This window comes from Novosphingobium soli (assembly GCF_042432915.1).
In the GTDB taxonomy this organism is placed as follows: Bacteria; Pseudomonadota; Alphaproteobacteria; order Sphingomonadales; family Sphingomonadaceae; genus Novosphingobium; species Novosphingobium soli.
Map to the genome: position 1 here is coordinate 90,197 of NZ_JBHLWK010000008.1, position 21,684 is coordinate 111,880.

The 21,684-nt window shown below is 69.6% G+C and carries 17 protein-coding genes; 5 read left to right on the forward strand and 12 right to left on the reverse strand.

What is annotated here, in order from left to right:
* Positions 1-67: 67 nt before the first annotated feature.
* The 5 genes from ACFFJC_RS05010 to ACFFJC_RS05030 all read right to left on the reverse strand — a co-directional run bounded on the left by ACFFJC_RS05010 (position 68) and on the right by ACFFJC_RS05030 (position 6,238).
* Positions 68-1,468: a sugar transferase gene (locus tag ACFFJC_RS05010; protein WP_379486394.1), complete on the reverse strand. Its 1,401-nt coding sequence runs from the start codon at positions 1,466-1,468 to the stop codon at positions 68-70.
* Between the two features lie 141 nt (positions 1,469-1,609).
* Positions 1,610-2,665: a DNA polymerase III subunit delta gene (holA, locus tag ACFFJC_RS05015; RefSeq protein WP_379486395.1), complete on the reverse strand. Its 1,056-nt coding sequence runs from the start codon at positions 2,663-2,665 to the stop codon at positions 1,610-1,612.
* 6 nt (positions 2,666-2,671) lie between these two features.
* Positions 2,672-3,172 (reverse strand): LPS assembly lipoprotein LptE, encoded by a 501-nt coding sequence (gene lptE / locus ACFFJC_RS05020; protein ID WP_379486396.1) that lies wholly within the window; start codon positions 3,170-3,172, stop codon positions 2,672-2,674.
* Positions 3,169-5,688, reverse strand: a complete 2,520-nt coding sequence (gene leuS / locus ACFFJC_RS05025; protein ID WP_379486397.1) for a leucine--tRNA ligase — start codon at positions 5,686-5,688, stop codon at positions 3,169-3,171. Before leuS ends, lptE begins: the two co-directional genes overlap by 4 nt.
* 73 nt (positions 5,689-5,761) lie before the next feature.
* On the reverse strand, positions 5,762-6,238 hold the full coding sequence (locus ACFFJC_RS05030; RefSeq protein WP_379486398.1) for a DUF3576 domain-containing protein: 477 nt from the start codon (positions 6,236-6,238) through the stop codon (positions 5,762-5,764).
* A 355-nt stretch (positions 6,239-6,593) separates the two neighbouring features.
* Here ACFFJC_RS05030 and ACFFJC_RS05035 point away from each other — a divergent pair, with 355 nt between their 5' ends.
* On the forward strand, positions 6,594-7,349 hold the full coding sequence (locus ACFFJC_RS05035) for a hypothetical protein (RefSeq protein ID WP_379486399.1): 756 nt from the start codon (positions 6,594-6,596) through the stop codon (positions 7,347-7,349).
* Positions 7,350-7,488: 139 nt separating this feature from the next.
* Complete coding sequence (phbB, locus tag ACFFJC_RS05040; RefSeq protein ID WP_379486400.1) at positions 7,489-8,211, forward strand: acetoacetyl-CoA reductase; 723 nt, start codon at positions 7,489-7,491, stop codon at positions 8,209-8,211.
* A gap of 83 nt (positions 8,212-8,294) precedes the next feature.
* Here phbB and ACFFJC_RS05045 read toward each other — a convergent pair whose 3' ends face one another.
* Positions 8,295-9,290 (reverse strand): alpha/beta hydrolase, encoded by a 996-nt coding sequence (locus tag ACFFJC_RS05045; RefSeq protein WP_379486401.1) that lies wholly within the window; start codon positions 9,288-9,290, stop codon positions 8,295-8,297.
* Positions 9,291-9,413: 123 nt separating this feature from the next.
* Positions 9,414-12,353, reverse strand: coding sequence for a TonB-dependent receptor (locus ACFFJC_RS05050; protein ID WP_379486402.1), 2,940 nt, complete (start codon positions 12,351-12,353; stop codon positions 9,414-9,416).
* A 425-nt stretch (positions 12,354-12,778) separates the two neighbouring features.
* Here ACFFJC_RS05050 and ACFFJC_RS05055 point away from each other — a divergent pair, with 425 nt between their 5' ends.
* Complete coding sequence (locus tag ACFFJC_RS05055) at positions 12,779-13,138, forward strand: cupin domain-containing protein (protein ID WP_379486472.1); 360 nt, start codon at positions 12,779-12,781, stop codon at positions 13,136-13,138.
* A 487-nt stretch (positions 13,139-13,625) separates the two neighbouring features.
* Here ACFFJC_RS05055 and ACFFJC_RS05060 read toward each other — a convergent pair whose 3' ends face one another.
* From ACFFJC_RS05060 to ACFFJC_RS05080, 5 genes are all read right to left on the reverse strand, one after another.
* Entirely contained in the window at positions 13,626-15,185 is a 1,560-nt protein-coding gene (locus tag ACFFJC_RS05060) for a carboxylesterase/lipase family protein (protein ID WP_379486403.1), read from the reverse strand.
* Between the two features lie 83 nt (positions 15,186-15,268).
* Positions 15,269-16,279, reverse strand: coding sequence for a sugar kinase (locus tag ACFFJC_RS05065; RefSeq protein ID WP_379486404.1), 1,011 nt, complete (start codon positions 16,277-16,279; stop codon positions 15,269-15,271).
* 7 nt (positions 16,280-16,286) lie between these two features.
* Positions 16,287-17,045: a 2-dehydro-3-deoxy-D-gluconate 5-dehydrogenase KduD gene (gene kduD / locus ACFFJC_RS05070; RefSeq protein WP_379486405.1), complete on the reverse strand. Its 759-nt coding sequence runs from the start codon at positions 17,043-17,045 to the stop codon at positions 16,287-16,289.
* Positions 17,046-17,137: 92 nt separating this feature from the next.
* The gene (gene kduI, locus ACFFJC_RS05075; protein WP_379486406.1) at positions 17,138-17,974 is read right to left on the reverse strand and encodes a 5-dehydro-4-deoxy-D-glucuronate isomerase; all 837 of its coding nucleotides are present in this window, start codon (positions 17,972-17,974) and stop codon (positions 17,138-17,140) included.
* A 57-nt stretch (positions 17,975-18,031) separates the two neighbouring features.
* Positions 18,032-19,057 carry a LacI family DNA-binding transcriptional regulator gene (locus ACFFJC_RS05080; protein WP_379486407.1) on the reverse strand — a complete coding sequence of 342 codons (1,026 nt, stop codon included), beginning with the start codon at positions 19,055-19,057 and terminating at the stop codon, positions 18,032-18,034.
* A gap of 242 nt (positions 19,058-19,299) precedes the next feature.
* Here ACFFJC_RS05080 and ACFFJC_RS05085 point away from each other — a divergent pair, with 242 nt between their 5' ends.
* Entirely contained in the window at positions 19,300-20,091 is a 792-nt protein-coding gene (locus ACFFJC_RS05085; RefSeq protein WP_379486408.1) for a 2-keto-4-pentenoate hydratase, read from the forward strand.
* Between the two features lie 54 nt (positions 20,092-20,145).
* Positions 20,146-21,441, forward strand: coding sequence for an MFS transporter (locus ACFFJC_RS05090; protein ID WP_379486409.1), 1,296 nt, complete (start codon positions 20,146-20,148; stop codon positions 21,439-21,441).
* The last annotated feature ends 243 nt before the right edge of the window (positions 21,442-21,684 follow it).

Consider the following 21,684-nt stretch of genomic DNA (forward strand, 5'->3'; position numbering starts at 1 on the left):
CCGATGGCACTTCGCCGCGCGGGCCGTAGGCCGGCATGCCGGCGCGGCCCGGTGCGTGCGCAGCGCCTCAGAAGGCGCGATCGTGGACGAGCACGCGCATCGTCAGCAGGATGATCTGGATGTCGCGGGTGATCGTCCAGCCCTCCAGGTATTCGAGGTCGGCCTGAAGGCGGTTTACGAGGTCCGATTCGTGGTCGGTGGCGCCGCGGAAGCCGCGCACCTGGGCCAGGCCCGAGAGCCCGGGCTTGAGCGAGTGGCGCTGCCAGTAGCGCGTGTCCACTTCCCAGAACAGCTTGTCGCCCGCGAGCGAACCGGTGGCGTGGGGACGCGGCCCGACCAGGCTCATGTCACCCAGCAGCACGTTGAACAGCTGCGGCAGCTCGTCGATGCTGGTCTTGCGGATGAAGCGGCCGACGCGGGTGATGCGCTGGTCATCCTTGGACGCGGAGACGTTGCCGTTCGAATCGCACAGCGCCTGCGTCATCGAGCGGAACTTGTACATGTTGAAGAAGCGGTTGCCGCGACCCATCCGGCGCTGCATGAAGAACACCGGGCCGCGGTCCTGCACCTTCACCGCGATGGCGACGGCGATCAGCAGTGGCGACAGCGCGAGGATGGCGCTGCCTGCGAAGACGATATCGAACAGGCGCTTGATCGCGCGGTCCCGCAAGCCGAGCGGGCCGGCGGAGACCAGGAGCAGGCCGTGCTTGCCGACAACGCGCGCGCCCTGGGCGCCAAGGCGCACCACTTCGTCGTCCAGCACTTCGCCGTCGACGTTGGCTCCCTTGAGCATCATCGCCCATTCCGCGCGGCGTCCCGCCGGGCAGCTCACGATGACCCGGTCGATGTTGCGCAGGACCAGCCCGACGCGGTCCAGCGCGTCCGGGTCGTTGAGGTTGGGCCGCAGCCCCATCGCGGCCGCGGAGATCCGGATCGCGCCGCGCAGGTTCACCTGGGGGCCGCCATCGTCGATGATGAGCTCGTTGATGATGGTCTCGCCGCAGCGCCAGCGCACGAAGGCGCGCAGCTGCAGGCGCAGCCAGGCGATCGCCAGGATCGCCGCGAGCGCGCCGCCGTTGAAGCTCGAGCGCGAGACATTGGCGTCGGGGCGGATCAGGAACTGCACGAAGACCACCACCACGACCGCGATCACCATCGCGATCAGGCCGCGGAACACGCCCCTCCAGCCTTCCTGCAAGGTCGCGATCGAATAGGAGCCGTTGTAGAGCGCCAGAGTCAGGTAGATCGGCAGGATCAGCTGCGCATGGATCAGGCTTTCGGAGAGCCCCTCGGCGCCGGCGAGCACGTACCCGGTCGCCGCGAAGCCGAGGAACACCGCGGCGATGTCTCCCAGCACCAGCGCGAGATAGCACTGGAGACGGCGCCGCTCCCGCGAGGGCGCGACCAGCAGCTCCTCGGCCTCGGTGCGAACCTTGGTGTCGGGTCGCGCAGCGAAAGGCGCATTCATCGGATGGAGACTCCCGATTGCGTACTCACGCCGATGCCTCCCTGAACAGACATAGTCAGCGGATGCGGCATGAGGTTCATGCTGCGATGCAATACCTATATGCCTCTAGGGCAAAGTGGCGCAATCGAAAAAACCGATTCGTCAGCGCGTGGGTATTGTCCGTTGTCTGGATTCGGGCCGTGCGCTGCGGGCGATCACCAGCAATCCATCGGCCAACAACAGCTCGGCGTCCTGGCTGTTCGACAGCAAGGACTGGTGCAGCCCGATCAGCCGCGCCACCAACCGCGCCAGCTTGGGCCCGCGCCAGAGCTGCAGCTGCGTCGCCAGCGCCGGCTGGTCCTTCCAGAAGATCCGGCGGGCGGCCGCTTCCCCCTTGAGGAACCCGGCGACATCGCCCCCGCGGCCCATCCGCGCGTTCAGGGCCGCGAGCTGGGCTGTGCGGCGCTCGAACGCCAGCAACAGGCCGACGGGGTTCATCGCCTGCTCGCGCATGCGCCGCAGCTCCGGCGCGATCGCCTCCCGCCGCCCGCCCAGCACCGCGTCGACCAGGGGCGCGAAATCGTCGTCCTCGGTGGCGGCGCCGATCGCGTCGAGATCGGCGGCGGACACCGGCCGCGGCGTCTCGGGCGAGGCGTCGAGGTAGAGCGCGAGCTTGGCGATCTCGGACCGCGCAAGGCGGGTGTCCATGCCCGCGCCGCGCGCGATGCGCTCGGCCAGCTCGCTGCCGAGCTTCAGCCCCGCGCCGTTCGCCGCGGTGCGCACCGTGGCCGTCACCGAGGCGAGGTCCGGGGGGTAGAACATCGCCACCAGCCCGTCCGGCCGGGAGGCCAGCAGCTTGGCGGTGCGCGACTTGTCGGTGGCGCCGGTGGCGACGATCAGCACCGGGCACCCTTCGACCGCGTTGTCGAGCAGGGTCTGCACCGCGTCGTGGGCCTCGTCCCCGGCGGCGCGGACCCAGATGTGGCGCGCACCGCCGAACAGCGAGGTGGAGCGGGCCTCGTCCCCCAGGCGCACCGGGTCGCGCCGCAGCTCCGCGCCCGCCATCTCGACCCGTTCGCCGGGATCGGCCAGCAGCGAGACGATTCGCGCGGCGGCGTCCGATGCGCCCGATTCGTCGGGTCCGCAGAAGAAGAACACGCGCGCTTCGCGAGCGGCCCGCTGGGCGATCCCGGCGAACTCCTTCTGGGTGGCCTTCACGGGCCCTTACTGGTTGGTGTCGCCGCGCAGGCGCAGCGCGACATTGGTGACGATGCGCCCGGCCACGTCCTTGGCCATGTTCTCCAGCGCCGTCTGCTCGGCGGCGATGGTCGCGTAGTCGGAGGAGACCACGTCGATCCCGGCGTCCGAACCCGCGGTCTGGTCCAGCACGATCGCGCCGCTGCCGATGTCGACGAGCTGGTAGCGGGCGCGCAGCGTGCGGCGCTCCCGGCCCACGGTGTCGTCGGACAGCAGCGCGAAGCTTTCCAGGCTGTCATCGAGGCGCACGTCGAGGCGGTAGCGGGGCGACACCCCGCGCGCGCCGGAGACGCCCAGCTCGTCGACCAGCGCGTTGCGCACCAGCCAGCCGGCGCGCCCCTCGATGGCCGAGACCTCGACCCCCGCAAGGCCCTGCGCCACGGCGGCACTGCCGCCGCCCGCATACATCGGCTGCAGCCCGCAGCCGGCGAGCGCGAACGTCGCGAGAAGGGCGGCGAGGACCCTCACGCGACGAGATTGACCAGCCGGTCGGGCACCACGATCACCTTGCGCACCTGAGCTCCATCGAGCGCACGCTGCACTTTCTCGCTGGCGAGGGCAAGCGCCTCCAGGTCTTCCTTCGAGGTGCCCTTGGCGACGATCAGCGTGTCGCGCAGCTTGCCCTTGACCTGGAGGGCGACCGTCACTTCGTCGTCCACCAGCAGCGCCGGGTCGACCGCGGGCCACGCGGCGTCGGCGACGAGGCCTTCCCCGATCGCGGCCCATGCCTCTTCGGCCAGGTGCGGCATCATCGGCGAGACCAGCAGCAGCAGCGTGCGGATCGCCTGCGAGCGGGTCGCGGACGGCGCGGCCTTCTCGACCGCGCCGGTCAGCTCGTAGATGCGCGCGACGGCCTTGTTGAAGCCCAGCGATTCGATGTCGCGCGCCGCGGCATCGACCGTCTGGTGGACCTTGCGGTCAAGCGCCTTGTCCTCGCCGGAAGCGGCGCCGTCGAACTGGCCGAACAGGCGCCACAAGCGCTGCACGAAGCGGCCGCAGCCCTCGATCCCGGCCTCGGACCAGGGCAGGTCGCGCTCGGGCGGGCTGTCGGAGAGCATGAACCAGCGGATCGCGTCGGCGCCGTAGGTCGCGACGATCTCGTCGGGATCGACGACGTTCTTCTTCGACTTCGACATCTTGATGACGCGGCCGATCTCGACCGGGGCGCCATCGGCCCTGAGCCTGGCCGTCTCGGCGCCGCGCTCCACCTCGCTCGGCGCGAAGTAGACCGGCTGGCCGTTGGCGTCGTTGATGCGGAAGTACGTCTCGTGCGTGACCATGCCTTGCGTGAACAGGCTGCCGAACGGCTCCTTGACCTCGATCTTGCCGATGCGGGCGAGCGCACGGGTCCAGAACCGGGCGTAGAGCAAGTGCAGGATCGCGTGCTCGATGCCGCCGATGTACTGTTCCACCGGGAGCCACTCGGCAATTTTTGCCGGGTCGAACGGGCGGTCGTCGGGTTGGCTGGCGAAGCGCAGGAAGTACCACGAGGAATCGACGAAGGTGTCGAGCGTGTCGGTCTCGCGGCGGGCCGGGTGGCCGCACTGCGGGCAGTCGACGTGCTTCCAGGTGGGATGGCGCACCAGCGGGTTGCCGGGCGTCTGGAAATCGACGTCCTCGGGCAGCACGACGGGCAGGTGCTTCTTGGGCACCGGCACCACGCCGCAGACCTCGCAGTGGATGAACGGGATCGGCGTGCCCCAGTAGCGCTGGCGCGAGACGCCCCAGTCGCGCAGGCGCCACACCGTCTTGCCCTCGCCCCAGCCCTCGCTCTCGGCGCGCCCAATGACGGCGGCCTTGGCTTCGGCGACGCTCATGCCGTTCAGGAAATCGGAGTTCACCAGCACCCCGTCACCCGCCTCGGCCTCGCCGGCGAAAGGCGTGTCGGCCTCCGCCGCACTGGCCGCGACGACGCGCACGATCGGCAGCGCGTACTTGGTGGCGAACTCGAAGTCGCGCTGGTCGTGGCCGGGGACGGCCATGACCGCGCCGGTGCCGTAGTCCATCAGCACGAAGTTGGCGATGTAGACCGGCAGCTGCGCGCCGGTGAACGGGTGCCTTGCGGTGATTCCGGTGTCGAAGCCCAGCTTCTCGGCCGTCTCCAGCTCGGCGGCGGTGGTGCCGCCCTGCTTGCACAGCGCGATGAAGTCCTGGACGTCCTGCCGGCCCACGGCGGCCGCCTGCGCGATCGGGTGATCGGCAGCGACGGCGACGAAGCTGGCGCCAAAGATGGTGTCGGGACGGGTCGAGTAGACCTCGACCTTGCCGCCGGTGGAGAGATCGAAACTGAACTGCAGACCCTGCGACTTGCCGATCCAGTTCTCCTGCATCGTGCGGACCTTCTCGGGCCACTTGTCGAGCGTGGAGAGGCCTTCGAGCAGTTCGTCGGCGAAGTCGGTGATCTTGAGGAACCACTGCGAGAGCTTGCGCTTCTCCACCAGCGCGCCCGAGCGCCAGCCGCGCCCGTCGATCACCTGTTCGTTGGCGAGCACGGTCTGGTCGACCGGATCCCAGTTGACCGCCGATTCCTTGCGGTAGACGAGGCCGTTCTCGTAAAGGTCGAGGAACAGCGCCTGCTCGTGGCCGTAGTATTCGGGCTCGCAGGTGGCGATCTCGCGGCTCCAGTCGAGCGCGAAGCCCAGGCGCTTGAGCTGCGCCTTCATGTTGGCGATGTTCTCGCGGGTCCAGCCGCCGGGGTGGACGCCCTTTTCCATGGCCGCGTTCTCGGCCGGCATGCCGAAGGCGTCCCAGCCCATCGGGTGGAGGACCTCGAAGCCCTTCATCCGCTTGTAGCGCGCCAGCACGTCGCCCATCGTGTAGTTGCGCACGTGGCCGATGTGGATGCGCCCCGACGGATAGGGGAACATCTCCAGAACGTAGCTGCGCGGTTTGGTGGAGGTGTCGTCGGCGCGGAAGCTCTGCGCTTCGTCCCACGCAGCCTGCCAGCGCGTGTCCGCCTGTGCGGGATCGAACCGCTCGGTCATCTTGGTCTAAACTCCTGCGGGTGAACGGACCCGCCCAGTGATGCGGGCGGCGCGGTCCGCCGCCCGGTGAAACTTACCCGCCGATCGAATCGCGGCGCAGGTCGCGGGCGCGGGTGAGGATGATGTCCTCCAGCTTCTGCACGGTGGCCGCCTGGACCGGCGCGGGCACCCAACCGCCGCCCTGCGCCACTTCGCGCACCGCGGTGACGCGCAGCGCATCGGCGCGCAGGTCCTGGTCGAGGATCGCGATCGAGACCTTCACCCGCTCGGTGGGGCTCTTGGGGTTGACGTACCAGTCGGTGATGATGACGCCGCCGGCGCTGTCGGACTGCAGCAGCGGCATGAACGAGACCGAATCGAGGCTGGCGCGCCACAGGTAGCTGTTCACGCCGATGGTGGTGACCTGGGAAGGCGCCAGTTCCGCGCGCACCTCCTTCTTGCCGCCGCACCCGGCGAGCGCGAGCGCCGCCACGACGCAGAGGCCCGCGCCCATCGCCTTGGGCGCCAGCGTGCGCACGGTGAGGAGGCGGTTAACGGTGCTGCCTGTCATGTTCGTTCCCAGTCATGTGTTCGCGGCTCCAGGCCCGGCAACGTCGGACCTGTCCTCAAGACGCTCTATAGCCGCCGATGCACCAGCGGCAAGTGCGGCTTTCCGCGCCCGCCTAAGCGGTGCCGGGCTGAGCCGTTGCTGAACGCGGCGGCAGGGGGAGCGGCGCCCTCCCGCCCTGACCCCCGCCCGGGCCCGCGCCCTGGCGCCCGCTCTGGCTCCCGCGCTGGCCCTGGCGCGGGCTTGCTGTGGTCCTTTGCAGCGCACTCACCGCATGTTAATAGGGGTGACGCAATCTTGAGCTTGTGGGGCGCCTGCCGCGCTCCTTGAACGAACAGCGTGGAACGGGCACTCGATCATGGCAACCCAGCGTGAGAACGCAGCGAAAGGCGGCATGAAGGGCAGCCTGCTGCTGGCCGGCTGCGTCACCCTTCTCGCCCTGCCGAGCGCGGTGCTCGCCTTCTCCACCGACTTCGCGCCTTCTTCGCCCGGCGCCCCCGCAATCGATTCGCTGGATGCCGCATCGACGCCCGAGAGTCTCTCGCGCGCGATTTCGATGCGCTCGCTCGCCACGGGGCAGCCGTTCTCGTTCACGCCCGCCGGCACGCCCAACCGCCACGATCGCGCGGTCACCGTCGCGGTCCGGGTGGATCCGGAATCGGCGCAGGCGATCATCGTGCGGGGCCGTTCGCCGCTGCAGCCTTCCGGCCAGGAGGTCGCCCGCCTGCGCATCGCCCCCACCGCCTTCACGCTGGGCGTCTCGCGCGGGTACCAGAACTTCGCGCAGAACCTCGTCCCCCAGCCGCCGGCGCGGCCGGTGGCCGAACTGCCCGACCTGAAGAAGTTCAGCCTGAGTCCCGGCACCGTCCACGGCCCCGAGCCGCGCTTCTCGCCGCGCATCTCGATCGACGAGAAGCGGCCCGCCGGGCGCGCGCCCCGCACTTTCGCGGGCGAGGCGGGCGAAGTCGATCTCGGCGGCGCCTACCGCCTGACCGACAATCTCGACGTCACCGCCGGCGTCCGCTACTCGCAGGACCGCGAGCGGCTGGTGCCGCTGACCGACGGCAAGCAGGACAGCCAGGCGGTCTACGTGGGCACGCAGTTCAAGTTCTGATCTGGGTTCTTGCGCTTGCAATTTGCGCACGTCGCGTGCCGCAGGTGGGGTGCATTTGAGTCAGCCTCCGGCCTTGCCGCCGTCATATTCCTTCCATAGCACTGTCGCGGAGTGATGCTCCAAAGGCGAAAGGCTAGTTATGGCGCGTGTTGCAGTTGTTACAGGCGGAACCCGGGGAATCGGCGAGGCGATCTCGCTGGCGCTGCAGGAGCGCGGCCACACCGTGGTCGCCAATTACGCCGGCAATGACGAGAAAGCCCGCGCCTTCTCGGAGAGGACCGGGATCGCGACGTACAAGTGGGACGTGGGCGACCATGAGGCCACGCAGGAGTACTGCGACCGTATCGCCGCCGAAGTCGGCCCGATCGACATCGTCATCAACAACGCCGGCATCACCCGCGACGGCGTGCTGCAGCGGATGAGCTTCGACGACTGGAACGACGTCATGCGCATCAACCTGGGCGGCTGCTTCAACACCGCCAAGGCGACGTTCGCCGGCATGCGCGAGCGCGGCTGGGGCCGCATCGTCAACATCGGCTCGATCAACGGCCAGGCGGGCCAGTACGGGCAGGTGAACTATGCCGCCGCCAAGAGCGGCATCCACGGCTTCACCAAGGCGCTGGCGCAGGAAGGGGCCAAGTACGGCGTCACCGTCAATGCCATCGCGCCCGGCTACATCGACACCGACATGGTCGCGGCCGTGCCCGCCCCGGTGCTGGAGAAGATCGTCGCCAAGATCCCGGTCGGCCGCCTCGGCAACGCCTACGAGATCGCCCGCGGCTGCGCCTTCCTGTGCTCCGAGAACGCCGGGTTCGTGACCGGATCGACGCTGAGCATCAACGGCGGCCAGCACATGTATTGACACAGCGGCGCCGGGCGTCCGGCGTCAGGGGCGAGGGAGAAGGCGGGGGAGGAAGGCGGGGGCCGAGCGGCGCCCCGCCACCCTCAGGCGAAGCCCATCGTCCGGGCCCAGGCGCGCCAGAGGTCGGGCCAGGCTTCCACCGGCTTGCCGATCGCACGGCGCAGGCCGAAGCCGTGGCCGCCGTTGGCGAAGAGGTGCATCTCGACCGGAATGCCCTTCGCCTTGAGCGCGGCGCGCAGGCGCACGGTGTTCTCCACCGGCACGACCTCGTCGTCCTCGGCATGGAGCAGGAAGTGCGGCGGGGCGTCGGCGGGGACGTTGCGCTCGGGCGAGTGCGCCGCCTCCAGCGCCGCGCTGGGCGATGGGCCCAGCAGCAGGTTGCGCGAACCGGCGTGGGCAATCGCCGGATCCATGCTCACCACCGGATAGACCGGCGCGGCAAGGAACGGCCGTGCCGAGAGCCGGTCCGCCGCGTCGACGGGATCGTAGACCCTCGTCGCGAAACGCGTCGCGAGGTCGGCGCACAGGTGCCCGCCGGCGGAAAAGCCCATCGCGGCGACCCGCTCGGGATCGACGGCGAAGTCGCGCGCGCGGTGGCGGATCAGACGCATGGCGCGCTGCGCGTCGGCGAGCGGCGTGTCGGGGCCGCTGGACCATCCCTCGCCCGGCAGGCGGTAGAACAGGACGAAGGCGGTGAAGCCCCGCGCCGTCAGCCAGCGCGCGATCTCGTACCCTTCCTTGTCGACGACGATCCACTTGTAGCCGCCGCCGGGCGTGAGCAGCACCGCGGCGCCGTTCGGACGATCGGGACGGAACACCGCCATGCGCGGGCGGGTGACGCCATAGACCGCACGGTCGCTGACGAGCGCGTCGGTGGAGCGTTCGTCCACGGTCTCGGTGAGGGGAGAGGCGGGCCGGGAGGGCGGGCCCTTGGGCCAGAGGTCGATCGTCTCGGTGGGTTGCGGCAGGCCGGGCGGGAGGGCCTTGGCGGCGGCGGGCGGGGGCGTCTGCGCACCGGCCCGGGCGGCGAGGCCGGCGGCAGCCAGCGAGCCGGCGATCAGGGTCCTGCGATCGAGCATGTCGTCACTTTCGCTGTCAGATCAGGCGCGGAGCCCGGATCGTCGCCTCAGCGCCGCGAATGACGGGGAAGAAAAAAGAGGCGTGATCCGCCGCAGGGCAGCGGATCACGCGTCAGGGAGGGATCAGATCTTGGCGCGCGCCCCGAACAGGATCGTGCGGCCGAAGTGGTTGTTCTCGTAGTTACGCTCCGCGTAGATGTCGTTGGTGCGGTAGCGGTACTCGTCGGTCAGGTTGTTGCCGTCGATCGACAGCTCCAGCCATTCGGTGGCCTTGTAGCGGATCGCCGCATCGACGCTGGTGTACGAGCCGTAACCCTCGAAGATGTTGCCGGTCGCGCTGGTGGCGTCGCTGAACGGGCCGCGGTAGCTGATCGAGCCGCGGATGCTGAACTTGCCGTCGTCGTAGTACAGCGTGGCGTTCCAGGCCTTCTCCGACACGCCGAGCAGCGTGTTGTTGTAGATGGCCGAGACACCGGTGAGACCGCAGGCGCCGGTCGTCGCGTTGCGGGTGCAGGCCGAGACCGCCGGGCCGGTGATCTGGTAGTCCGCGCTGCTGTCGATGAAGGTGGCGTTGCCCTGGAAGCCGGTCTTGCTGAGGATGCCCGGCAGGAAGGTGAAGGGCATCTGCAGCGCGATCTCGACGCCCTTGAGCGTCGCACCCGAGCCGTTGACCTGCGAGGAGACCACGTATTCTTGGTTGGGATCGTAGTTGATGTAGGCCGGCGTGCTCTGGCCCAGAACGTCGCGGCCCAGGCCCAGCTGCGGCAGCGTGGCGACGTAAGTGCCCGCGACCGGGAAGCTCTCGATCTTCTTGATGAAGCCGGCCACCGAGAACAGCGCTTGCGGCGCGAAGTACCACTCGACCGAGAGGTCGAAGTTGGTCGCCCGGTAGGGATCGAGGAACGGGTTGCCGAAGGTGACGCGGTAGTTGAAGCCGTCGACCGAGCCGCCCGGGTTCAGGTTGCCCAGCGACGGACGGGTGATGACCTTGGCGATGGCGCCGCGCACGATCACGTCGTGGTGCGGGTAGAGCGCGATGTTCATCGCCGGCAGCCAGTCGTCGTAGCTGCGCTCCACCGTGGCGGCGACGCCGGCGGTGTAGCCGGTCGAGGTCTGCTTGGTGTGGGCGTAGCGGATGCCGGCGTTGCCCGCGTACTCGAGGCCGAAGATCTCGCCCTTCACGTCGAACTGCAGGTAGCCGCCCGAGGTCTCTTCCCGCACGCGGCGGTTGTTGCCGAGGTCCTCGATGGCGGTGCGGCCGTAGAGGTTGGTGTATTCGGCGGCGTTGTTGATGTCGGCCACCAGCCACGAATCGGTCGTGCCGTTCGGCTGGCCGGCATCGCCCAGGTCGATGAGGTCCGAAATGCCCGAGGTCACCGGCAGGCCGTAGACCGTGGACGAGCAGGTCACCGTGCCCAGGATCAGGTCGCGCGTGCCGTTGGCGCCGCAGGCGGCGGTGTCACGCTGGAACAGCTGGGTGCGGAAGTCGTAGCGCCGCCACACCGCGCCGGTCTTGACCGTGAAGCCGTCGGTCAGGTCCCATTCGGTGCGCAGCTGCGCGGTCTTGAACTTGTTCTTCACGTAGGAAGGACGGTCGCGGATCTCGGCGAGCTGGAAGTTCGCCGGGTTGGTCACGTCGAGGTCGTAGCTCAGGACCGGCGACTTCATGTCGCTGTAGTCGTAGCTGAAGCCGTTGGCGTTGCGGTTGTCGTAGGCGAACGTCGTCTCGACCGGGATGCTGGCATCCGACTGCGAGAAACCGCCGAGCAGCGTGAAGCGGAACGTGTCGCTGACGTCCTGGTCCCAGGTCGCGCCGACCTGGTAGAACTCGGTCTCCGACTTGCGCAGGTAGCTTTCGGTGCGGACATAGGCGTTGTTGATGGTCGCGCTGACCATGTTGCCGCTGTCGTCGTAGACCGGATCGACCACATCGAAGCGGCGCTCGTTCGAGCGGGCGAGCACTTCGAGCCACTGCTCGGCGCGGTCTTCCTTGAACGAGGAGTAGAGGCCGTCGATCGAGATCTTGGTGCGGTCGGTCGGCTCGAACTGGACCGAGCCGGTCAGGCCGAGGCGGCGGCGGTCATGCTCGACCACGCCGTAGCGCGGGATGCGCGGGTGGAACGAGAGCGAGGCCGCATCGCAGGCCGCGGAAGGGCGATAGCCGCCACCCGAGTTGACCGGGGTGCCGCCGGTCGGGCCGACGTTCGAGTAGAAGCAGGGCGTGCCGTCCACCGAGTTGAAGTAGGCCTGCGCCCAGCGCACGGTGTTGTTGCCGCTCTCGATCGTGTCCGTGTGCGAGTAGGCCGCCGAGAGGTTGACGCCGAAGGTGCCGGCGTCGTTGCGCCAGGACAGCAGGCCGGCGATGCGCGGGCCGACGTTGTCGGACAGGTCGTTGTACGAACCCTGGACGTTGAGCACGGCCGAAAGGCCGGCCTTCCCCGCCAGCGGATTGCCGGTGTTGAGGTCGACGACCGCGCCCAGCGAGCCTTCGTCGAGGCTCGCTTCGGCGGTCTTGTGGACGACCAGGCTGCTGAACAGCTCCGAGGCGAAGACGTTGAAGTCGAACGCGCGGTCGCGGTTGGCCGAGGCGCCGTCCGAGCTGGTGGCGATCGTCTCCAGCCCGTTGACGCGCACGCGGGTGAACTGCGCGCCGAGACCGCGCACGGTGATCGCGCGGCCTTCGCCGCCGTCCTTCTGGATCGAGATGCCGGGGATGCGCTGCAGCGATTCCGCCAGGTTCTGGTCGGGGAACTTGGCCATGTCCTCGGCCACGACCGCGTCGACCGCCGAGATCGATTCGCGCTTCACGTTGAGCGCGGCCTGGAGCGACTGACGGTAGCCGGTGACGACGATCTCTTCCGAGTTCACCGGGTCAGCGGCGGCGGCGTTGTCGGCAGCGGCGGCTTCGGCGTTCGCCGCGGCGGCAGCATCGGTGGCGGTGCCGGTGGTGCCGGTGGCGTCCTGCGCGAACGCGCCCGGCGCCCCCAGGGTGGTCAGCGTGAGCGCGCTGCCGGCGAACAAAGCGGCCTTAATAAGCGAAATTCCGGAAACATGCTGGCGCATGACTACATCCCCTCACGACCCCTCGGGTCCATTGATACCGGTGTCAGAAAGGAGCGTAGCAACGCGCGCTCTGTTTCCGGCACCTCTACTCCCGCTCCCCATCGGAGGAGCATCGCAGGCGATCCCGAGATCGCCCCACCTGTTCCAAAGATCGTCCTTGCGAGCAGTGGTAACCGGTGTCATTGTGTGTGCCGCAGGGAGAACGCCCTGTCAAGAACCTCTGCCGACGGGAGAACGATGGTGGAAAGCCACTTACAGGCCAGCCGGATCGCCGTGCCGGCGGACCTCGCCTTCTTCGGGATGCATCCCCGGTGATCGGCGCCACGCTCCTGCTCGCGGCCGCCACTTCGGCGCCCCTGCCCTCCGTCGCGCCCTCCGTCGCGCCCTCCGCCACGCCCGCCGCCACGGCACGGCCGGCGCCGCCCATGGCGGTGATCGACGAACGCGACACCGTCCGCGAGGAAGCGCCGCCCCACGGCGCCATCGGCATGAGCACGGCCTACCGTATCTCGGACGCCGCGCTGGCGCCGCGCACGATGGAATTCCGCCGCCGCGTGCTGCACAAGGGCGCCGCGATCGGCGCGCACCCCATCGCCCACGACGAGGTCTACTACGTGCTCTCCGGCGAGGGCGAGGTGGTCTCGGACGGCCAGCGCGCCACGCTCCGCCCCGGCATGACCGCCTACCTCTACGAAGGCGCGGTGGTCGGCATCTGGCAGCGCGGCGACGCGCCGCTCTCGCTGGTGATCGCCTACCCCAACCCCGCGCCAGCGCGGCGGCCTTGACAACCAGTACCAGATAGGTTATAAGCCCCGCCATCCGCTGCGGGACGGGCGCTCGTTCCGAAGCGGTGTTTCGGGCCGGCGTCGTGGGCCGTACGCGAGTGCAAGTCGTGGACCACGCCCACAGCGTCCCCCGGAGCGGTTCCGGGTACCGCGATCCGTCGAGGTACCAAGGCCTTCCGCAAACGGCCGGCCCTCACGAGGGTGGTTTCCCGGAAAGTAGCCTGAGAGAACCGGCGCTCGCCTGCGAGTCCGCGCCGCCGGTTCGTTCCGCTCCGCCAGGACCGAGCCGGGCTGCCAGCATGCTACCCGGCCGTTCGCACAGAGCAGGCCCCCTCCTTGCGTGCCGCAAGGACGCCTCGACGCCGGCCCGATGTCCCTTCTTCGGCTGCGTTCGCTTCCCAGGCGTTATCCCGCGCTCGCCGGCGGGCGACCTGCCGTGCCTGCGCTTGTCTCCCCTGCAGGGGAGCCGCGCCAGCCGCTTCCCCCTTCAGGTCCCCGGCTGCACGTAGGGCGCCGTCGCCCAGAGCTCGCGCTGCCAGCGGCGCGGGTCGTTCTCCAGCCGCACGACGTCGTCGAACACCATCGTCGCGCGGTCGGGGAGGCGATAGGGGGACCACTCGGACAGGCCCGGGCGCCCGGTCTTGGCGAGGCCGGTGAAGGCGCGCATCATCGTCGCGCTCAGCGCGCGCGCCGGCTGGTCGACGCCCGAGTAGCTGCCCTTCGCCGCCAAAGTGCCGAACACGTAGGGGATGTCGTCCGTGTGCGCGGCGCCGCGCAGCGGGTCGATCGGCGAGCGGCGATCCAGCTGGTACACCCAGGTCGCCTCTGCCCCGGCCGCGGCGCGCGCGTCCGCCTCGATCACCTGCCCCGGCCAGGACCGACCGGCGGTGGTCGCCGCATAGTAGACCTGCTCGGGCGTCCAGCCGGGCTCGTGCCGGCGGTACTGCTCCACCACCCACACCGGGTCGAGGTCGATCTTCACCTCGGGCTGGATGCGCGCGGCGATGTTGCTCCAGTCGAGCCCCTGGAGCTTGGGGCCGCGCGGGTTGAGGAAGGCGCGCGTCTCCTCGATCACGTTGCCCAGGATCATCGGCACGCCGCGCGACTGCGGCGCCGCGTCGGGCCAGAAGGGGTGGCGCGGCAGGTTGGTCATGTCGAGCACCGGCCCGAAATAGACCGGCCCGCCCATGATCGGGTCCACCGCGTCGAGCCCTTCGACCAGGCGCTCGACCGGCATCGTGCGCAGCCCCTCGACATCGCCGGGCGCCAGCTTGAGCGCGGCAATGAATGCCTGCGTGCGGGCCCAGGCGTGGCCGGGTCCGCTGGCCTGGACCTGCTGCCCGCTCATCGTCGCCGCCGCATGGAACAGGCCCGCCGCCGCGGGCATCGCCATCAGCGTCGCGATCTTGGCGCCGCCGCCGGACTGGCCGAAGACCATGACGCGCGCCGGGTCGCCCCCGAAGGCGGCGATGTGGTCGCGCACCCACTGCAGCGCCAGGATCAGGTCGAGCTGGCCGAGGTTGCCGCTGTCGGCATAGGCGGCGCCGAACGGCTTGAGCCAGGCGTAGCCGAGCGCGTTGAGCCGCTGGTTCACCGTCACCACCACCACGTCGCCGTCGGCGGCGAGGCGGGCGCCGTGCGTGAGCGGGTCGGTCACCGAGCCGGTGGTGTAGGCGCCGCCGTGGAAGTAGACCATGACGGCGCGCTTGGCGCGCGGGTCGGTCTCCGGCGTCCACACGTTGAGGAACAGGCAGTCCTCGGCCTGCGCCTCGTCGTCCATCGCGCGCTGGGGGCAGATCGGGCCGAACCGGCCGGCGGTGACGGGCGCGCCGTCCCAGGGCTCCGCGACCGCCCTGGCGAAGCGGGCGGCGCGGCCGTAGCGGATACCCTTGAAGGCGTGGACGCCCTCCTCGGCAACGCCGGCGTAGCGCCCGACCCGCGCCGGCTTCGGGCTGCGGGCCAGCAGCGGAACCGGCGCCGCGGCGGCCAGCGCCGCGGTGGCCTTGACGAGGGTGCGGCGCGTGATTCCGGACCTGGTCGCGTGCATGCTGCTCTCTCCCTTTTCTTCGTCGCCCCCGCGCGGGGGCTGGCGCTCCGCCTTCGGATGACGCCGGGCGTGGCCGGGCTGCGCTACCGCCGCACGTCGCCGCCGCTGGCGGAGAACGCCTCGAGCTCCTCCGCGCCGACCAGGCCCATGTCGCCCGGCACGGTGTGCTTGAGGACGGTGTAGGCAAGGCCAGCCTGCGCGGTGGCGACGAGGTCGCCGCCCTCAAGCCACTTGTGCAGCACGCCCGCCGCGAAGGCGTCGCCGGTGCCGATGCGATCGACGATGCCGGTGACGTCGACTTCCGCGGTCTGGTGCGCGCCCTCGCGCGAATCGAGCCGGGCGGCGATGCGGTGGTGGCCGGAGTGGACGACGTGGCGCGCGGTCGAGGCGATCAGCTGCAGCCGCGGGAAGGCGGCGAAGGCGGCCTGCGCGGCCTCGCGCCGGCGCTCCGAGCCGTCGCCGGAGAAGGCCTTGCCCAGCAGCAGCGAGATGTCGCGGTGGTTGCCGATCATCACCGTGGCCGACTGCATCAGCCCGGTAAGGATGCCGCGCGGATCGCTGTCCCAGGATTCCCACAGGAGCGCGCGATAGTTGCCGTCGAAACAGACAGGCACGCCGGCGGCATCGGCCGCGGCGACGGCGGCTTGCGCAAGCGCGACGCCGCCGGGGCCGAGCGCCGGCGTGATCCCGGACAGGTGTAACAGCCGGGCTCCCTCGAGAGCGGAAGCGAAGTCGAAATCGCCGGAGGAGGACCCTGCGAAAAGACTACCCGCGCGATCGTAGGTGATCGAGGAGGGCCGAAGCCCCGCTCCGCTCTCGAGAAAGTAGAGACCCATGCGTCCCGGTGCGCGGCCCACCAGGGTGGTGTCCACGCCCGCGGCGCCCAGGGCCGCACGCGCCTTGTCGCCGAGCGGGCTCGACGGCAGGCGCGTCAGCATCTTCACGTCATGCCCCAGCGAGGCGAGCCCCGCCGCGACATTGGCCTCGGCCCCACCGACGACCATGTCCAGCGCGTCGCACTGGACCGTCAGCCGGTGGCCGGGCGTGGCAAAGCGCAGCAGCACTTCGCCGAAACACAGGACATGCCCCGCCACGGCGCCCTCAGCGCGCCAGCCAGCCGCCGTCCACCGCCAGCACGTGGCCGGTGACGTAGTCGGAGGCGGGCGAGGCGAGGAACACCGCGGCGCCCGCGATGTCCTCCGGCTGGCCCCAGCGGCCGGTCGGGATGCGCTCCAGGATCTGGCGGTTGCGCGTTTCGTCGGCGACAAGGGCTGCGGTGTTGTTGGTGGTGATGTAGCCCGGCGCGATGGCGTTGACCTGCACGCCCCGGGGCGCCAGTTCGTTGGCCATCGCCTTGGTCACGCCGCTCACGCCCGACTTGGCGGCCGCGTAGCTCGGGACGCGGATGCCGCCCTGGAAGGTCAGCAGCGAGGCGATGTTGATGATCTTGCCGCCGCTCCCGCGCTCGACCATGCCCCTGGCCGCGGCCTGGCTGAGGAAGAACAGCGTCTTGAGATTGGTGTCGATCACCGCGTCCCAGTCCTCCTCGGAGAACTGGAGCAGGTCGTCGCGGCGGATGATGCCGGCGTTGTTGACGAGGATGTCGACCTTGCCGAGCCCGGCGACGGCCTCGTCGATCACGCGGCCGACCGGCTCGACGCTGGACAGATCAGCCTTGATGTTGACGGCCTTGCGGCCCGTGGCCGCGATCAGGGCCAGCGTCTCGGTGGGCTCGGAGCGACCTGCCACGGCGACGTCCGCGCCCGCTTCGGCCAGCGCGACCGCGATGGCCTGGCCGATGCCGGTGTTGGCGCCGGTGACGAGCGCGGCCTTGCCCGTCAGGTCGAAGGAAATTGCCATGATACCATCTCGCCACTGCGGGCGCCGTCACGCGGGTGTCCGCGTGCGGCGTTCCGGATTGTTCGTCGTTGCGTTCGGCGCCGGGCCGGCTCCTACTGGAGCTGGCAGATATCCAGCACGTTCATGTCGGTGTAGTCGAGGTTCTCGCCGCCCATCGCCCAGATGAAGGCGTACTTCTTGGTGCCCGAGCCCATGTGGATCGACCACGGCGGGCTGATGACGGCCTCTTCGTTGGCGATGACGATGTGGCGCATCTGGTCGGGCTCGCCCATGTAATGGAAGATGCGGTCGTTCTCTTCGGGCAGCTCGAAGTAGAGGTAGATTTCCGAGCGGCGGTCGTGGAGGTGCGGCGGCATCGTGTTCCACACCGAGCCTTCTTCCAGCACGGTGAGGCCGAGCAGCAGCTGCGCGCTCTCGCACACGCCGGGAATCACCAGCTGGTAGATCGTGCGCTGGTTCGAGTTGGCGAGGTCGCCGCGCGCCAGCGGGTTGGCCTGGTCGAGCGTGATGTGCTTGACCGGCAGCGCCTTGTGGGCCGGGACCGACGCGATGTAGAAGCGCGCGCCCTCACCCTCGAAGATCACCTCGTTGGTGCCCATAGGCACGTAGAGGCATTCCTTGTTCTTCATCTCGAAGCGCTGGCCGTCCACCGTGATCGCGCCCGGACCGCCGATGTTGGTGATGCCGGCCTCGCGGCGCTCGAAGAAGGACTTGCCCTCGGCGCTCTTGGGAACGGTCTGCAGCGGCAGCGGGAGCGGCGTCGCGCCCGGGACCGCGCCACCGATGATGAAGCGCTCGTTGTGCGAGTAGTTGAGGTTGACCTCGCCGTCCTTGAACATGCCCGTCACCAGGTAGCGGTCGCGCAGTTCCTCGTTGGAGACGCACTCCATCATGTCCGGATGGGTGGCGTGGTACGTCTTGCAGAACACTTCGAACTCTCCCGTTCAGCTCTCGGGAGCATTCGTATCCGGTTATGGTAACCGGTGTCAACGGCTCTCGGGGGGATAGGTGATCGCCGATGCGCGCCGCACCAGGTCGGACAGGAAGATCGACGGCTCCGACGCCGCGGAGCTCGGGTGGATCAGCTTCGCCGCGGCGGTGCGGGCCATGGCGCGGATCGGCCAGCGCACGGTCGTGAGCGGCGGCCAGATATGCGCGGCGGTGGCGGTATCGTCGAACCCGATGATCGACAGGTCCTCGGGCACGTCGAGGCCGCGCTCGCGCGCCGCGTGGAGGACACCCGCCGCCATCTCGTCGTTGCTGGAGAAGACCGCGGTGGGCGGCGTCGGCGCCGACAGCAGCTGCTCGCCCGCGGCGCGCCCCGATTCGAAGCGGTAGGTGCCGCGGGTCATGATCGCGGGATCGGGCTTCAGCCCGGCGCGGGCGAGGCCGTCGTGGAAACCCAGCTCGCGTTCGCGCGCCGAGCGGAAGCCCTCGGGGCCGGCGACGAAGCCGATGCGGCTGTGGCCGAGCTCGGCCAGCCAGGCCACCGCATCGCTCACCGCCTGGCGGTCGTTGGAGGCGACCAGGTGGGCATCGTCGTCGAGCCGCGCCGAGCCCATGCGCACCACCGTGCAGCCCAGATCGCGGCACAGCTGGGCCAGGTCGTCGCGCTCGGACAGGGGCGGCAGCAGCATGACGCCGTAGAGCCGCTGCTGCTCGATGAAGCGGCGGATGTCGTCGAACAGGGTGGGCGAGTGACGGTCCACCGGCCGCACCACCAGCGCGAACTCGGTGCTGCGGATGGTGTCGAGGATGCCCTCCTGCACCCCCAGCACCATCTGCGCGTTGGGGTTGTCGTGGATCAGCCCGATGAGGAAGTTCCGCCGCAGCGCCAGGGCCCGGGCCTGCAGGTTGGGCACGTAGCCGAGATCGGCGATGACCGATTCGACCTTCTCGCGCGTGGCCTGGTTGAGCAGCGGCGACTTGTTGATGACGCGGCTCACCGTCTTCTTCGAGACACCGGACAGGCGCGCGACGTCGTTGATCGTGGGTTTCTGCGCGTCTGCCATGCGGCGTCCTGGTGACCTCTCGTGGTGCAATCCGATTTTGTGACTTGCCTTCGCGCAGGTCGAAAGGCAAGATGACACCGGTTACCATTCCCCTGGCGATGCTTCCGGGCAGCGCCGCGGCATGGTGACGGTTTGCGCGGGAGCGACGCTCGGCGCGGACGGGAAGGGATCGACTGGCCGGCACTGACACCGGTTTCCAGACACGACCTGCATATCGGCACAATTTGGGTGTGGGGATTGGTTTGACAGAGACGGCAAAGACGGTCGCCGAGGCATTCGTCGCGGCGCGGCGCGAGAAGCGCGCACTGGTGTCCTATCCCGGGCAGGCGCCGACGGACCTGGGCGGCGCATACGTGATCCAGGACATGGCCATCGCACTCGACGGTCGCACCGTCGCGGGGTGGAAGGTCGGCAAGATCAACCCGCCGCTCGACGCGCAGCTCGCCAGCAACCGGCTGGCCGGGCCCATCTTCGACGACAGCGTGGTGAGGCCCGCCCCCGGCGAGGCACCGCAGATGCCGGTGTTCGCCGACGGTTTCGCCGCCGCCGAGGCGGAGTTCCTGCTGCACGTCGCGCCGGGCTGGGACGGCGTGGTGCCGACCGACGACGCGGGCACGCGCGCGCTGCTCGACGCCGTCCACCTCGGCATCGAGGTCGCGAGCTCGCCCTATCCGCGGATCAACGAGGACGGACCGCCGGTCACCGTCTCCGATTACGGCAACAACTATGGCATGGTGGTCGGCCCCGAACTGGCCGGCTGGCAGAGCGTGGACTTCGCCAGCATCCCGGTCCGCCTGGAGATCGACGGCGAAGTGGCCGGCGAAGCGACGACCGCGACCATGCTCGACGGCCCGCTCGGCGCGGTGCGGTTCCTGCTCGGCAATCTCGCCGCGCGCGGGATCGACTGCAGCGGCGGCACCTGGGTTTCGACGGGCGCCGTCACCGGCGTCCATCCGGTCCGCCCGGGCCAGGCCGTGCTCGCCACCTTCGAGGGGCAGGGAACGGTCGCTTGCGGCATCATCGCGGCGGCCTGACAATCGACTAGTGCGCGGCAGGACGAAGAGACGGGCCGCGAAGGGAGCAGGACAATGGATGCAGGAACCGGCACCCCGCAGGCGGCTCAGGCCAGCCAGGGCGGCGCCAAGGTAGGGCGCTATCGCTGGGTGGTGGTGGCGCTGCTGTTCGCGGCGACGGCCATCAACTACATCGATCGCCAGATGATCGGCGTGCTGAAGCCGACGCTGGCGGCCGAGTTCAACTGGTCGGAGTCCGACTTCGCGGGCATCGTCTTCTGGTTCCAGCTCGCCTACGCGATCGGCTATCTCTCGTTCGGCAAGGTCGTCGACATGTTCGGCGCCCGGCTGGGCTACACCATCGCCATCGTCATCTGGACGGTGAGCCACATGGCGCACGGCTTCGCCACCGGCGTCGTCTCGTTTGCGATGGCCCGCTTCGGCCTGGGCGTGGGCGAATCGGGGAACTTCCCGGCCGGTATCCGCGCCGTCACCGACTGGTTCCCCCAGAAGGAGCGCGCCTTCGCGATCGGCGTGTTCAACGCCGGCGCCAACGTCGGCGCGATCGTCACGCCGCTGCTGGTGCCGCTGCTGGTGCTGTGGTTCGACTGGCGCGTCGCGTTCTTCGTCACCGGCGTGTTCGGCATCGTCTGGCTGGCGGTCTGGTGGGTCGTCTACCGCCACCCCAGCGAGCATGCCCGCGTCACCCCCGCCGAGCTCGCCTGGATCCAGCAGGACCCGGCCGACCCGGTCGAGAAGATCGGCTGGGCCCGCCTGCTCACCGTTCGCGAGACCTGGGCCTATGCCCTCGGCAAGTTCCTGATCGACCCGATCTGGTGGTTCTTCCTGTTCTGGCTGCCCGGCTACCTGTTCGACCGCTACGACCTCGACCTCAAGACCTTCGGCCTCCCGCTCGCGGCGATCTACCTGATCTCGGACGTGGGCAGCGTCGCCGGCGGCTGGCTGTCGTCCAAGCTCATCAAGGCGGGCCGCACGCCCAACTTCGCCCGCAAGGTAACGATGCTGATCTGCGCGGTCTGCGTGCTGCCGATCTGGTTCGTCCAGGGCATCGACAACGTCTGGGCGGCAGTGCTGGTGATCGGCCTCGCGACGGCGGCGCACCAGGCGTTCTCGGCCAACCTCTACACCCTGCCCTCCGACGTCTTCCCGCGCGGCGCGGTGGGCTCGGTGGTCGGCATCGGCGGCACCGTGGGCGCCTTCGGCGGCATGGGCATGGCGCTCTTCGCAGGCTACATCCTCGATGCCACCCACAGCTACGAGGTGCTGTTCGCGATCTGCGCCAGCGCGTACCTGGTGGCGCTGCTGGTGGTCCACCTGCTCAGCCCCCGCCTCGCGCCCGTCCGCATCTGACGCGCGGCGCTGCCGGAAGGCGATAGGCCCGGCGGGACGCTGTCGTCCCCGCCGGGCCGCCGACGGCGCCATCCACGTGACCCGCACAGCCTGCACTTGGTCTTAGGCCCCTCGGCTGCGCGGGATCATCCTTCGACAGGATCAGGATGAGCGGAGTTGGGGGAAGGCCGGACGAAGCGGGGCCAGAGCCGCCGACGGCGATCGCGACCTCCGCTCCTGCTCCCCTTGGACGCTGAGCCCGGC

Excerpts from the sequence above, each read along its gene's own strand:
- ACFFJC_RS05090 (WP_379486409.1), top strand. The coding sequence starts at position 20,146 with ATGGATGCAGGAACCGGCACCCCGCAGGCGGCTCAGGCCAGCCAGGGC.
- ACFFJC_RS05010 (WP_379486394.1), bottom strand. The coding sequence starts at position 1,468 with ATGAATGCGCCTTTCGCTGCGCGACCCGACACCAAGGTTCGCACCGAG.
- phbB (WP_379486400.1), top strand. The coding sequence starts at position 7,489 with ATGGCGCGTGTTGCAGTTGTTACAGGCGGAACCCGGGGAATCGGCGAG.
- ACFFJC_RS05045 (WP_379486401.1), bottom strand. The coding sequence starts at position 9,290 with ATGCTCGATCGCAGGACCCTGATCGCCGGCTCGCTGGCTGCCGCCGGC.
- ACFFJC_RS05050 (WP_379486402.1), bottom strand. The coding sequence starts at position 12,353 with ATGCGCCAGCATGTTTCCGGAATTTCGCTTATTAAGGCCGCTTTGTTC.
- ACFFJC_RS05055 (WP_379486472.1), top strand. The coding sequence starts at position 12,779 with ATGGCGGTGATCGACGAACGCGACACCGTCCGCGAGGAAGCGCCGCCC.
- ACFFJC_RS05060 (WP_379486403.1), bottom strand. The coding sequence starts at position 15,185 with ATGCACGCGACCAGGTCCGGAATCACGCGCCGCACCCTCGTCAAGGCC.
- ACFFJC_RS05080 (WP_379486407.1), bottom strand. The coding sequence starts at position 19,057 with ATGGCAGACGCGCAGAAACCCACGATCAACGACGTCGCGCGCCTGTCC.
- ACFFJC_RS05035 (WP_379486399.1), top strand. The coding sequence starts at position 6,594 with ATGGCAACCCAGCGTGAGAACGCAGCGAAAGGCGGCATGAAGGGCAGC.
- ACFFJC_RS05030 (WP_379486398.1), bottom strand. The coding sequence starts at position 6,238 with ATGACAGGCAGCACCGTTAACCGCCTCCTCACCGTGCGCACGCTGGCG.
- kduD (WP_379486405.1), bottom strand. The coding sequence starts at position 17,045 with ATGGCAATTTCCTTCGACCTGACGGGCAAGGCCGCGCTCGTCACCGGC.
- leuS (WP_379486397.1), bottom strand. The coding sequence starts at position 5,688 with ATGACCGAGCGGTTCGATCCCGCACAGGCGGACACGCGCTGGCAGGCT.